Origin of the sequence: Rahnella bonaserana (genome assembly GCF_019049675.1) — a bacterium.
Classification (GTDB): Bacteria; Pseudomonadota; Gammaproteobacteria; order Enterobacterales; family Enterobacteriaceae; genus Rahnella; species Rahnella bonaserana.
In genome coordinates, this window is the sequence record NZ_JAFMOW010000060.1 from 100745 (window position 1) to 113397 (window position 12653).

The 12653-nt window shown below is 53.0% G+C and carries 11 protein-coding genes; 7 read left to right on the top strand and 4 right to left on the bottom strand.

From position 1 onward, the window contains the following. Nucleotides 1-9 precede the first annotated feature (9 nt). The gene (gene chbG, locus J1778_RS10085) at nucleotides 10-768 is read left to right on the top strand and encodes a chitin disaccharide deacetylase (protein ID WP_217173061.1); all 759 of its coding nucleotides are present in this window, start codon (nucleotides 10-12) and stop codon (nucleotides 766-768) included. 78 nt (nucleotides 769-846) lie between these two features. On the opposite strand, the gene J1778_RS10090 is transcribed toward chbG, so the two are convergent. Genes J1778_RS10090 through J1778_RS10100 form a run of 3 tightly spaced genes read right to left on the bottom strand, consistent with a single transcriptional unit; the run spans nucleotide 847 to nucleotide 3404 of the window. After that, nucleotides 847-1638, bottom strand: a complete 792-nt coding sequence (locus J1778_RS10090; RefSeq protein ID WP_217173062.1) for a spermidine synthase — start codon at nucleotides 1636-1638, stop codon at nucleotides 847-849. Between the two features lie 48 nt (nucleotides 1639-1686). Next, on the bottom strand, nucleotides 1687-2472 hold the full coding sequence (locus J1778_RS10095) for a DeoR/GlpR family DNA-binding transcription regulator (protein ID WP_217173063.1): 786 nt from the start codon (nucleotides 2470-2472) through the stop codon (nucleotides 1687-1689). 35 nt (nucleotides 2473-2507) lie between these two features. Continuing rightward, entirely contained in the window at nucleotides 2508-3404 is an 897-nt protein-coding gene (locus J1778_RS10100; protein WP_217173064.1) for a sugar kinase, read from the bottom strand. Nucleotides 3405-3576: 172 nt separating this feature from the next. Here J1778_RS10100 and yihU point away from each other — a divergent pair, with 172 nt between their 5' ends. Genes yihU through J1778_RS10130 form a run of 6 tightly spaced genes read left to right on the top strand, consistent with a single transcriptional unit; the run spans nucleotide 3577 to nucleotide 11592 of the window. After that, nucleotides 3577-4473, top strand: coding sequence for a sulfolactaldehyde 3-reductase (yihU, locus tag J1778_RS10105; RefSeq protein WP_217173065.1), 897 nt, complete (start codon nucleotides 3577-3579; stop codon nucleotides 4471-4473). Between the two features lie 22 nt (nucleotides 4474-4495). Further along, on the top strand, nucleotides 4496-5374 hold the full coding sequence (gene yihT, locus J1778_RS10110; protein ID WP_217173066.1) for a sulfofructosephosphate aldolase: 879 nt from the start codon (nucleotides 4496-4498) through the stop codon (nucleotides 5372-5374). A gap of 15 nt (nucleotides 5375-5389) precedes the next feature. Beyond that, a complete protein-coding gene (gene yihS / locus J1778_RS10115; RefSeq protein WP_217173067.1) occupies nucleotides 5390-6631 on the top strand; it encodes a sulfoquinovose isomerase in 1242 nt (413 codons plus the stop codon). Nucleotides 6632-6648: 17 nt separating this feature from the next. Further along, nucleotides 6649-8685: an alpha-glucosidase gene (locus tag J1778_RS10120; RefSeq protein ID WP_217173068.1), complete on the top strand. Its 2037-nt coding sequence runs from the start codon at nucleotides 6649-6651 to the stop codon at nucleotides 8683-8685. A gap of 56 nt (nucleotides 8686-8741) precedes the next feature. Beyond that, on the top strand, nucleotides 8742-10127 hold the full coding sequence (locus J1778_RS10125) for an MFS transporter (protein WP_217173069.1): 1386 nt from the start codon (nucleotides 8742-8744) through the stop codon (nucleotides 10125-10127). Nucleotides 10128-10173: 46 nt separating this feature from the next. Further along, nucleotides 10174-11592, top strand: a complete 1419-nt coding sequence (locus J1778_RS10130) for an MFS transporter (protein WP_217173070.1) — start codon at nucleotides 10174-10176, stop codon at nucleotides 11590-11592. A 95-nt stretch (nucleotides 11593-11687) separates the two neighbouring features. Here the strand turns inward: J1778_RS10130 and J1778_RS10135 are convergent, their stop codons facing one another. Then, entirely contained in the window at nucleotides 11688-12512 is an 825-nt protein-coding gene (locus tag J1778_RS10135) for a helix-turn-helix domain-containing protein (RefSeq protein ID WP_217173071.1), read from the bottom strand. Nucleotides 12513-12653 lie beyond the last annotated feature (141 nt).

Here is a 12653-nt window from a genome sequence, read left to right on the forward strand (position 1 = left end):
GGGGTGTTTATGGATAAATTACTGATTGTGAATGCGGACGATTTCGGGCTTTGCAAGGCGCAAAACTACGGGATTATTGAGGCGTTTACTCACGGCGTGGTGCGATCCACCACCGCGATGATGAATGCGGCGGGTATTGAACATGCCGCTGTTCTCAGCAAGGCCTGTCCGCAGCTGGGCGTCGGGATGCATTTTGTTCTGACGTTAGGCCGTCCGCTTTCGCCTATGCCAAATCTGACCCGTGAAGGCGAACTGGGCAAATGGATCTGGGAAATGGCCGAAGCCGGAACCCTGCCGCTGGATGAAATCGCCCGTGAGCTGGAATGCCAGTTCGGACGTTTTATCGAGCTGTTTGGCAAAATGCCGACACATATCGACAGTCATCACCACGTGCATATGTTCGGGGAAATTTTCCCGATAGTGGAAGCTTTTGCGAAAGAAAAGGGCATCCCGGTACGTATCGACCGTGACGAAATCCGCAGGGGTGAAATTGCGCTGGGCGGCGCAAAAAGCACCGACGGTTTCGACAGCACGTTCTACGGCGATGCGATTTCAGAAGCGCTGTTTCTGCAAACGCTGGACAGTGCGACAGAGCGCGGCGACCGCTCGGTGGAGATCATGACGCATCCTTCGTTTATTGATAACACCATTCTGGCGAGCAAATATTGCTACCCGCGTCTGGCAGAACTGGATGTGCTGACATCAGAAGCGTTGCAATCAGCCATTGCGGAACGCGGATTCCGGCTGGGATCGTTTAAAGATTTATGATTTGTGAACAGGACTTATGACCTGACTGTCCCTTTCTCTGATGCAAAGGTCAGAGAAAGGGGGCAACCACAGAAATGACTATGGGAACAACGGGACAATATTTTTTGACAGATCACTTATCTCGTTGCTGATGTTCAGACGGGAAAGCATTAATTTAGCCTGCTCTCTTAATTCACTTATCGTCTGCAGATGGGGTTTTCTGGCTGCATAAATGACGACGTTTCCACTCGGCACACGGCAGTACAGCACTTCACCAAATACCTCCCGCAATGCGCAATATAATGCGCTTCCGGCTCGTGGCACCTCGTAATAATTCAGGACAAGCCAGCCCTGATCGCTCAGTTTTTCCAGACACAATCTCAGAAAAGCTTCTGTCCCCTGACTGGGATCCATCGAAAAGGCTGTGTACAGATCAGAGAAAATGAGGTCGTACGGATATGTACATTCTTTGCGCAGGTAGTGTTTTGCGTCTTCAATGTGATAAGAGATTTTGTCTGATCCGGGCAGCGTAAACCATTCACGCGCCACGGATAAAACGTGCGCTCTCAGCTCAACGACATCCATAACCCGCTGCTCATCAAGAGCATGAAGTGCGCGCAGTAATGCGCCTCCGCCGAGTCCGAGCAGAAGGGCTGTGCGCCCGCAAGTGAAAGCGGTCGCCATCAGCATAGCTTTGGAGTAATGGTGAACAGGCAAGTTAACGTCTTTTTTGGACATTTTACTCTGCTCATTAATGCCTTCAAAACGCAGAATCCGGTGATCTTCTGTGTCCGCGACGATGATGTCCCCGTATTCATCTTTCACATGGCAAACAATGTCGCCCTGAGGCTGAATATTAAATTTGTTTGAAAAAACATCCGTATTTGTCATATGCAGACTCATTACTTATAAAAATTTCACAGAAGGAGATTATGCCCTTCAATCCGATGAGCTGGCTTTAACAATTTCGACCTGATTGTTTTTCAATATCTTGTGCAGACCCGCCGCAGGAAGTTCATCAGTAAATAATGCCGTCACCTGAGAGACATTGCCGATTTCAACGGCAGCGGAGGCATGATATTTGGTATGGTCTGCGGCCAGAAGGATATGCCGCGAGTGGGCCATCATGGTTTTTGCCACACTGGCCTCGTTGACATCAAACTCCATTAACGCGCCGTCGCCTTCTATCGCGCCCACGCTGGTGACCAGATAGTCCGCGCGGAATCCTGCTACAAAAGCCGTTGCCGAAGGCCCGATAATTCCTCCGTTGTGCGGACGCAGCGTTCCGCCCGGTACCATTACCTCAAATCGCGGATTCTTATACAGAATATGGGCGACACGCAGGCAGTTCGTGATAATGCGCAGATGGTTATGATTGAGCAGGGCATGTGCCACCTGTTCAACCGTTGTCCCAATGGTAATAAACACCGTCGACCCGTCAGGAATGTAATCGGCGATCGCTTGCGCAATCGCTTTTTTCTCTTCTGTCCACGACATTTCCCGCTGCTCAAAGGCCGTATTGACTACGCTGGAGGCCCGACCCGCGCCGCCGTGATGACGCGATACCAGCCCCTGTTCACTGAGCTTGCGGATATCCCGGCGTACGGTTTGTGTCGAGACATCAAGTAAGGCTGCCAGTTCTTCAATGTTCATATACCCGTTTTCACCAATCAGCCCGAGCAGCTGATCGTGGCGCGGATTCCCTGTCAGTTCCGTAAGACTCATGGGCATACCTCCAAAATGAGCGTCTGAGTCGTATTCTATACAGAAAGTGACAAAAAAGACCGCGTCTGATCACAGTCAGGAATACCGGCACGGCCGCCTGGCTGCGTACATTTCAGTGCGGCAACGCCGCTGGCAAAGCGTACTGCTTCCTCACACTCCGCGCCCTGCGCCAGACTCACTGCCAGCGCGCCGTGAAAAACATCCCCTGCGCCGGTGGTGTCTACCACCTCAACGGCAAAACCTGGCTGATGATGCAGACTGTCATTTTTCAGCCAGAGACATCCTTGCCCGCCTTGCGTGACATACACATGACCTTTTGTGAGCATTTGGGCTTTAGCTAACGCAGCACCGGCGTCGGTTTTACCTGTCAGCCGTTGCAAACCCGGCGCAGAAAAGGCCGCGTGATCGCTTAATGCAACCAGTTCTGAGATGTCCTGCGGCGTGACATCTGCATCCAGCACGGTGAGCACACCGGCCTGACGCGCCAGTGTAAACGCCTGCTTCGCGCCGTCGTGCCAGCGCACATCGGCCAGTACCACATCCCACTGCGAAAAGTCGATGGCCTGCATCCATGTGGCAGAAACGGGTAAGTCCGGGCTGGGATAATTGATAATGATCCGCTCACCTTGTTGATCCACCAGAATGGCCGATTGCGACGAACGGGCCTGCTCAATGCGACGGACATAGCGGGTATTTACCCCCAGGGATCCCAGCTCCGCGAGCAGCCGGTTGCCGGTATCGTCATCGCCCACGCGGCCAATAAAGTCCACTTCTGCGCCCAGTTTTGCCGCCGCCACCGCAGCAGTAGCCGCCGGGCCGCCACCCACTTCATGATATTTTTCAGCGACATATTTTCCTCCTTCAGCAGGTAATTCATTCACGTAATAGATACGGTCCATTACGGTGATCCCGACACAGGCAATGCGAATCATGGCTATTCCTTAAGCGTGTTTTGATGAGGTTATTTTAATTCAGCGAATTGTTAAAAAAGTGATGTCTGTCAATTTTTTGACCTGAAATTACAAATACGATCAAAAAACGACAAACAAAGACAGCGCTGATTATCAAAAAGTGACACGGCTGATCAGCTCAAAGGAGAGACACATGGCAAATGTGGCATTTATTGGTCTGGGGCAAATGGGCGCTCCGATGGCGGCCAACCTGATTAAACAGGGGCACCGGTTAGCGGTGTTCGATCTTAATCCGCAGCCGGTTGAAACACTGGTACGACAGGGGGCAACGGGCGCTAAAAGTACGGCGGAAGCAGCGGAGGGCGCAGAATTTGTCATCACCATGCTGCCCAATGGCGATCTGGTACGCGATGTTTTATTTGGCCGCGACGGTATCTGCGAAACCCTGAGCCCGTCGGCGCTGGTTATCGACATGTCGACCATTCACCCGCTGCAAACTGACAAGCTGATCGCACAGATGCGCGAAAAAGGTTTCAGCCTGATGGATGTGCCGGTCGGCAGAACCTCGGATCATGCCGTAGCCGGGACTTTATTGCTGCTGGCGGGCGGTACGCAGGAACAGATTGCGCGGGCGACGCCGGTGCTGATGGCGATGGGGTCTGAACTGATTAATGCGGGCGGGCCGGGCAAAGGCATCCGCGTCAAGCTGATCAACAACTACATGAGTATCGCCCTGAATGCGCTCTCCGCCGAAGCCGCCGTACTGTGCGAAGCACTGGATCTCTCTTTCGATGTGGCGTTGCAGGTCATGAGCGGAACGCCTGCCGGAAAAGGCCACTTCACCACTTCATGGCCGAACAAAGTGCTGAAGGGCGATCTGTCACCGGCTTTCATGATTGATCTGGCCCATAAAGATCTCGGTATCGCGCTGGATGTCGCAAATCAGCTACATGTGCCGATGCCGCTCGGTGCGGCTTCCCGCGAAGTCTACAACCAGGCGCGTGCCGCCGGGCGCGGGCGTCAGGACTGGAGCGCCATTCTTGAGCAGGTGCGCACCAGTGCCGGACTGACCCGGAAAACACATCCGTAACGCATCAACCAAGGAAAGTTAAATGACTCATTACAGCCTTAACGATATCACCCGTCCTTCCGGCGGATTCGCAATGCTGGCGGTCGATCAGCGGGAAGCGATGCGCCTGATGTTTGTGGCCGCAGGTGCGAAAGCGCCGGTCGCCGATCAGGTTCTTACCGATTTTAAAGTTAATGCGGCGCGGATCTTATCTCCTTACGCCTCAGCGATTCTGGTCGATCAGCAGTTCTGTTATCGCCAGATTGTTGAGCAGCAGGCTATTGCAAAAAACTGCGCGATGATTGTCGCGGCAGACGAATTTATTCCGGGCAACGGCATTCCGGTCGACAGCGTGGTGATTGACAAAAATGTGGATCCGCAACAGGTCAGGGAAAACGGCGGCAAGGCGCTGAAATTACTGGTGTTGTGGCGCAGCGATGAAGACCCGCAGCAGCGTCTTGAGATGGTGAAAGAATTCAATCAGCGCTGCCATGCGCACGGGTTGCTGAGCATTATCGAGCCGGTGGTCAGGCCGCCGCGTCGTGGCGATAAATTTGACCGGGAACAGGCGATTATCGATGCCGCGAAAGAACTCGGTGACAGCGGCGCTGACCTTTATAAAGTCGAAATGCCCCTCAGCGGGCGCGGCTCGCAGGCTGAACTGCTGCGCGCCTCGCAGCACCTCAATGAACATATTCATATGCCGTGGGTGATCCTCTCCTCCGGTGTTGATGAAAAACTCTTCCCCCGTGCGGTCAGTGTCGCCATGACGGCAGGCGCGTCCGGTTTCCTCGCAGGCCGAGCGGTCTGGTCATCTGTGGTCGGTTTACCCGATACCGAACTCATGCTCAGGGATATTTCCGCGCCGAAATTGCAGCGTCTGGGCGACATTGTGGACGAAATGATGGCGCGCCGCCGCTAACGAAAGGAGTGGAAAATGAAATGGTTTAACACCCTGAGCCATCATCGCTGGCTTGAGCAGGAAACCGACCGGATTTTCGATTTTGGCAAAAATGCCGCCGTGCCCACCGGCTTTGGCTGGCTGGGTAATAACGGGCAAGTGCGGGCAGATATGGGCACGCATTTATGGATCACCGCCCGCATGCTGCACGTCTATTCCGTTGCCGCAGGCATGGGACGTCCCGGTGCGTATTCGCTGGTGGATCACGGCATCCGTGCGCTCAACGGCGCGCTGGCGGATAAAAAACACGGCGGCTGGTACGCCTGCGTCAATGATGAAGGCGTGGTAGATGCCTCGAAACAAGGTTATCAGCATTTCTTCGTTTTGCTGGGCGCGGCCAGCGCAGTCACCACCGGCCATCCTGAGGCCAGAGCGATACTCAGTCAGGCCATCAGCGTGATCGAAAAGTATTTCTGGAGTGAAGACGAGCAGATGTGTCTCGAGTCGTGGGATGAAGCCTTCAGCGAAACCGAGGCCTATCGCGGCGGCAATGCCAATATGCACGCGGTCGAGGCCTTCCTGATCGTTTACGACGTCACGCAAGAGCGCAAATGGCTGGATCGCGCACTGAGAATTGCCTCGGTGATCATTCATGACGTCGCCCGCCGGGGTGAGTATCGCGTAAATGAACATTTTGATACGCAGTGGAATCCGATCCGCGATTACAACAAAGACAATCCGGCGCACCGGTTCCGCGCTTACGGTGGCACGCCGGGGCACTGGATCGAATGGGGACGCCTGATGCTGCATCTTCATGCCGCGCTCGAAGCCCGATCTGAAATGCCTCCTGCCTGGTTGCTGGAGGATGCCAAAGGACTGTTCCACGCCACGATCCGCGACGCCTGGGCGCCGGATGGCGCAGACGGTTTTGTTTATTCCGTGGACTGGGACGGGCAGCCTATCGTGCGCGAACGCGTGCGCTGGCCCATTGTGGAGGCGATGGGTACCGCATATGCGTTGCACTGTGTGACCGGCGAAGCGCAATACGAAAGCTGGTATCAGACATGGTGGGAATACTGTGTGAAGTACCTGATGGATTACGAAAATGGTTCGTGGTGGCAGGAGCTGGATACCGATAACAAAGTGACCACTAAAGTGTGGGACGGTAAACAGGATATTTATCATCTCCTGCACTGTCTGGTGATCCCGCGTCTGCCGCTGGCGCCGGGGCTGGCACCCGCCGTGGCCGCCGGTCTGCTGGACATCAATGCAAAATAAAAATCACGGAGAGCATCATGAGTACCCTACAAAATAAAAATACTCAGATTGAATTTATCGCCGGTAATAATGAATTTTCGCTGATTTATCAGCAGCGCCTGATTTTACGTCATACCGCGCAAGCGCCGTGTTTATGGATGGGCAAAGGCGAGGCGGATATCGACATGTTCCGTGGCAATTTCAGCATTAAAGATCGCCTGGATGAAAAGGTCGCCCTGACGGACGTAAAAATCACCGCGCAGCCTGCGGGATGGGATTTGCATTTCAGCCGGGGCGACACACTCAGCGCCTCGCTGGTGCTCACCACGGATGACAGCGGACGTTTACAGCTAAAGGTACAAAACGACAACCGTGCGCATAACCGCATCTGGCTACGAATGGCGGCGCAACCGCAAGATCATATTTACGGCTGTGGCGAACAGTTTTCTTACTTCGATTTACGCGGCAAACCCTTCCCGCTGTGGACCAGCGAACAAGGCGTCGGGCGCAACAAACAAACCTTTGTCACCTGGCAGGCCGACTGCAAAGAGAACGCCGGCGGCGACTATTACTGGACGTTCTTCCCGCAGCCGACGTTTGTCAGCACGCAGAAGTTTTACTGCCATGTCGAAAACAGCGGCTATATGAATTTCGATTTCAGTGCGGCGGACTATCACGAACTGGCCTTCTGGGAAGATAACGCCACGCTGCGTTTTGAATGCGCTGACAGCTATATCAGCCTGCTGGAAAAACTCACCGCCTTGTTAGGCCGCCAGCCGGAATTGCCGGACTGGGTGTATGACGGCGTGACGCTCGGCATTCAGGGCGGAACAGAAGTCTGCCAGCACAAGCTTGATGTCATGCGCGAAGGTGGTGTGAAAGTTAACGGTATCTGGGCGCAGGACTGGTCAGGTATCCGCATGACCTCGTTCGGCAAACGCGTGATGTGGAACTGGAAGTGGAACCGCGACCTCTATCCGCAACTCGACGAACGTATTGCTCAGTGGAAACACGAGGGCGTGCAGTTTCTTTCTTACATCAATCCGTATGTCGCCAGCGATCGTGACCTGTGCGCAGAGGCGTCCGAACAGGGCTATCTGACCAAAGACGCCAGTGGCGCAGATTACCACGTTGAATTTGGCGAATTCTATGCAGGCGTGGTCGATCTGACCCATCCGGAGGCCTATGAGTGGTTTAAAAACGTCATTAAAAAGAACCTGATTGAGCTGGGTTGTGGCGGCTGGATGGCCGATTTTGGGGAATATCTGCCAACCGATACTTTCCTGCATAACGGCGTCAGCGCGGAAATCATGCATAACGCCTGGCCCGCGCTGTGGGCGAAGTGCAACTACGAAGCCTTGCAGGAAACCGGCAAGCTCGGCGAGGTGCTGTTCTTTATGCGCGCCGGTTACACCGGCAGCCAGAAATATTCGACGATGATGTGGGCGGGCGATCAGAACGTTGACTGGAGCCTGGACGACGGGCTGGCCTCGGTGATCCCGGCGGCATTATCGCTGGCAATGAGCGGCCATGGTCTGCATCACAGCGACATCGGCGGTTATACCACGCTGTTCGATATGAAACGCAGCAAAGAACTGCTGCTGCGCTGGTGCGATTTCAGCGCTTTCACGCCGATGATGCGCACCCACGAAGGCAACCGTCCGGGCGACAACTGGCAGTTTGACGGCGATGCCGAAACCATTGCGCATTTTGCCCGTATGACCAGCGTGTTCACTCATCTCAAGCCTTACATCAGACAGGCCGTGAAGCACAACAGCCAGAGCGGTTTACCGGTGATGCGTCCGCTGTTCCTGCATTACGAAGACGATGCCCGCACCTATACGCTGAAATACCAGTACCTGTTTGGCCGCGATCTGCTGGTGGCGCCGGTGCATGAAGAAGGGCGCAGCGAGTGGTCGCTGTATTTGCCGCAGGATACCTGGATCAACGCCTGGACCGGTGAAACCCATTACGGCGGCGATATCACAGTGGCAGCGCCGTTAGGCAAACCGCCGGTCTTTTATCGTGCAGACAGCGAGTGGACAGCGCTGTTCGGCGAATTACGTTACCTCTGATAAGGCTCATCCGCCGGGGTTCAGGACATCGCTCCGGCAGGTGAAGGAGAATAATAATGAGTCAGATAACACCGGAAAACCCTGCGACGCTGCGCCTGCCTTTCAGAGAAAAATTGGCCTACGGAATGGGGGATTTAGGATCTAATATCCTGCTCGATATCGGCACGCTCTATCTGCTGAAATTCTATACTGATGTGCTCGGCCTGCCGGGGACTTACGGTGGCATTATCTTTTTGATCGCCAAATTCTTTACCGCGTTCACCGATATGGGCACCGGCATTATGCTGGATTCGCGCCGTAAAATCGGACCGAAAGGTAAATTTCGCCCCTTCGTGTTATACGCTGCATTTCCGGTGACGTTGCTGGCTGTCGCCAATTTCGTCGGCACGCCGTTTGATATCACCGGTAAGACCGTGGTGGCGACGCTGCTCTTTATGCTGTACGGCTTATTCTTCAGCATGATGAACTGCTCGTATGGCGCAATGGTGCCCGCCATCACTAAAAATCCCGACGAACGCGCCTCACTCGCGGCGTGGCGACAGGGCGGTGCCACGCTGGGGCTGTTGCTGTGTACCGTTGGGTTTGTGCCGGTGATGAATCTGCTCGAAGGCAGTTCTCAGCGTAGTTATATCTTTGCCGCGACACTGTTCTCGCTGCTCGGATTGCTGTTTATGTGGCTGTGTTATGCCGGTGTGAAGGAGCGTTATGTCGAGGCGCAGCCGCAGGATCCTGCGCAAAAGCCGGGGTTGTTGCAGTCGTTTCGCGCGATAGCCGGTAACCGTCCGCTGTTCATCCTGTGCATCGCCAACCTTTGCACGCTCGGCGCGTTCAACGTCAAACTGGCGATCCAGGTGTATTACACCCAGTACGTACTTAACGATCCCATTTTGCTCTCTTACATGGGCTTTTTCAGCATGGGATGCATTTTCATCGGCGTGTTCCTGATGCCCGCAGCCGTGCGCCGCTTCGGCAAGAAAAAAGTGTATATCGGCGGTCTGGCGCTGTGGATTATCGGTGACCTGCTGAACTACTTTTTTGGCGGCGGATCTGTCAGTTTTGTTGCGTTTTCCTGTCTGGCTTTCTTCGGATCAGCATTCGTCAACAGCCTGAACTGGGCACTGGTGTCCGACACCGTGGAATACGGCGAATGGCGCACCGGTGTGCGTTCCGAAGGCACGGTTTACACAGGTTTCACTTTCTTTCGCAAAGTGTCGCAGGCGCTGGCCGGTTTCTTCCCCGGCCTGATGCTGACACAAATCGGCTATGTACCCAACGTTGTGCAATCCGCCGGAACGCAGGAAGGGTTGCGTCAGTTGATCTTCATTTATCCCAGTGCGCTGGCAGCGATCACCATTGTGGCGATGGGCTGTTTCTATAACCTCAATGAAAATATGTACATGCGTATCGTTGCTGAGATAGAAACCCGTAAGCGGATAGCGTAATGCATTCCCTGTGTCAGCGCCCTGCGGGGCGCTGTGAGGATCGACAATGAAGAATTTACATCACCCTGATCCGCTGACCCTGCGTGAGAAGTGCGCTTATGGAATGGGCGATTTTGGCTCGAATCTGATGCTGTGCATCGGGACACTTTATCTGCTGAAATTTTATACCGATGAACTGGGGATGCCGGCGTTTTATGGCGGCATTATTTTTCTGGTAGCGAAATTTTTCACCGCCTTTACCGACATGCTGACCGGCGTATTGCTCGATTCCCGCCGCCATATTGGTGCGCGGGGCAAATTCAGGCCGTTTATTTTGTATGCCTCCGTCCCGGTCGGACTGGTGGCGACGGCACAGTTTATGGCGAATGATTTCGGCCTGCCGGTTAAGACGGCGCTCGCCACGGTGCTGTTTATGTTGTTCGGCCTGTTCTACAGCCTGATGAACTGTTCGTACGGCGCGATGGTGCCCGCTATCACCAAAAATCCACATGAACGGGCACAACTTGCGGCCTGGCGTCAGGGCGGGGCGACGCTTGGGCTGCTCCTGTGTACGGTCGGATTCATACCTTTGCAGTCCTTATTCAGTCATTCGGCTTCGGTGGGCTATTTTGCAGCGGCACTGATATTCGCCACCTGTGGTTTGTTATGTATGGGCTGGTGCTATCGCGGAGTTAAAGAACGCTATGTTGAGCTGACGCCCGCAGGGCATAAATCCGGCATTATGCGATCGTTTCGCGCCATATTTCGCAACCCGCCGTTACTGGTACTGTGCCTCGCCAACTTGTGTACGCTGGCGGCATTTAATATCAAACTGACGATACAGGTTTATTACACCCAGTACGTACTGAACGATATTCATCTGCTCTCTTGGATGGGTTTTTTCAGCATGGGCTGTATTTTGCTCGGTGTATTTCTGGTGCCCGGTTGTGTGAAACGATTTGGCAAAAAGCAGGTGTATCTGGGCGGATTACTGTTGTGGGCGACGGGTGATATTTTTAATTTCCTCTGGGGAAACAGCTCGTTAAGTTTTGTGCTGTTTTCCTGCATGGCGTTCTTTGGCACCGCCTTTGTCAACAGCCTGAACTGGGCGCTGGTACCGGATACCGTCGATTACGGCGAATGGAAAACCGGCATCCGCGCTGAAGGCTCGGTGTATACCGGTTACACCTTTTCGCGCAAAATTTCCGCCGCGCTGGCGGGTTTTCTGCCAGGAATTATGCTGACGCAAATCGGTTACATCCCTAACGTGATGCAAAGCAGTGCGACATTACTCGGTTTACGGCAACTTATTTTTATCTGGCCCTGCGCACTGGCTGTGATGGCGGCCGTGATTATGGGTGTGTTTTATAAACTAACCGAAGAGCGTTTCGCCAAAATTATTGAAGAAATTCATAGGCGTAAAAAAATGAATTCAACAGAAATCGAAACAGGAAAACCCAGTGTCTCTGTCGTGACACAACAATAGCTATGCAGTAAAAACAATGGCCGTCACAGTGGTGAGGGCTGGCTAACCGCGAGGCTTACGCACCCGGGTAGCCAGCCAGTCACTTATGATGGCATTCAACTTTGCCCTGAGTACTCAGTGGGAGGGACGCCTAAAATAGTTTTGAATGAATAGCTAAACGCTGCGGTACTTGAGTAGCCCATTTCGAGGGCAATGGTGGTCACGCTTTTATTTTGTTTGAGCATAATGACTGACTCAAAAATGCGCATTTTTTGCTTCCAGAGACCGAAGGATAACCCCGTTTCACATTTGAATTTTCTGGAAAAATTACGGGTCGACATTCCTACTTTCGCAGACCAAAACTCGATGTAATGTTCTGCGCCAGGGGATTCCAGGATTGTATGACACATATCATTAAGGACCGGATTCTTTGGCCAGGGAAGTACAAAGTCAACTTGCGGTAAGTTGAAAATAATATCGAGTAATACACTAACCAGTTTCCCGTCATTCCCATGTTCTTCGTATAACTCAGGAATAGTTTCCGCCGCATGGTGTATGAGCTCTTTAGCCACATCGCTGATCGTGACGGCCTGGCACATAGAAATCGAATCGTCTAAAAGCTCCGTTTCAATATCCAGACTCTCCAGATAAACATTATCTAAAGCCCATACGGTATGTTCCATATGAGCAGGGATCCAGATACCGTAATGGGAAGGGACTATCCAGCAATTATCTGCAGTTTCCAGACGCATATTTCCTTTACGCGCAGAATGGAACTGTGCAAATTCATGTGTGTGGGGAGACACACAGGTATTTGACTCAATAAGATAGGAGCGAATATGTACAGGGCGTGATCCCTTAGATATTGAAGAGTGCTCTTGTGAAAGCCAATTTCTTTTGCTGAAACTTTTCATTGCTGATTTCCCAGGAACATCTTTCATTGACTGCTTATCGATAGAGATTGGCCTCTTATAATAATACACTCACATCGATTATGGATAATAATAATTCGCCTGAAATGTCAGGCTCGATGTAAAAACATCAGCATTAAAACATATAACATATTGAGTCATTGGATATAT

Coding starts and splice junctions, on each gene's coding strand:
- yihT (WP_217173066.1), top strand. CDS start 4,496: ATGACTCATTACAGCCTTAACGATATCACCCGTCCTTCCGGCGGATTC.
- J1778_RS10100 (WP_217173064.1), bottom strand. CDS start 3,404: ATGATTCGCATTGCCTGTGTCGGGATCACCGTAATGGACCGTATCTAT.
- J1778_RS10120 (WP_217173068.1), top strand. CDS start 6,649: ATGAGTACCCTACAAAATAAAAATACTCAGATTGAATTTATCGCCGGT.
- yihU (WP_217173065.1), top strand. CDS start 3,577: ATGGCAAATGTGGCATTTATTGGTCTGGGGCAAATGGGCGCTCCGATG.
- J1778_RS10125 (WP_217173069.1), top strand. CDS start 8,742: ATGAGTCAGATAACACCGGAAAACCCTGCGACGCTGCGCCTGCCTTTC.
- J1778_RS10095 (WP_217173063.1), bottom strand. CDS start 2,472: ATGAGTCTTACGGAACTGACAGGGAATCCGCGCCACGATCAGCTGCTC.
- J1778_RS10135 (WP_217173071.1), bottom strand. CDS start 12,512: ATGAAAGATGTTCCTGGGAAATCAGCAATGAAAAGTTTCAGCAAAAGA.
- yihS (WP_217173067.1), top strand. CDS start 5,390: ATGAAATGGTTTAACACCCTGAGCCATCATCGCTGGCTTGAGCAGGAA.
- J1778_RS10090 (WP_217173062.1), bottom strand. CDS start 1,638: ATGACAAATACGGATGTTTTTTCAAACAAATTTAATATTCAGCCTCAG.
- chbG (WP_217173061.1), top strand. CDS start 10: ATGGATAAATTACTGATTGTGAATGCGGACGATTTCGGGCTTTGCAAG.
- J1778_RS10130 (WP_217173070.1), top strand. CDS start 10,174: ATGAAGAATTTACATCACCCTGATCCGCTGACCCTGCGTGAGAAGTGC.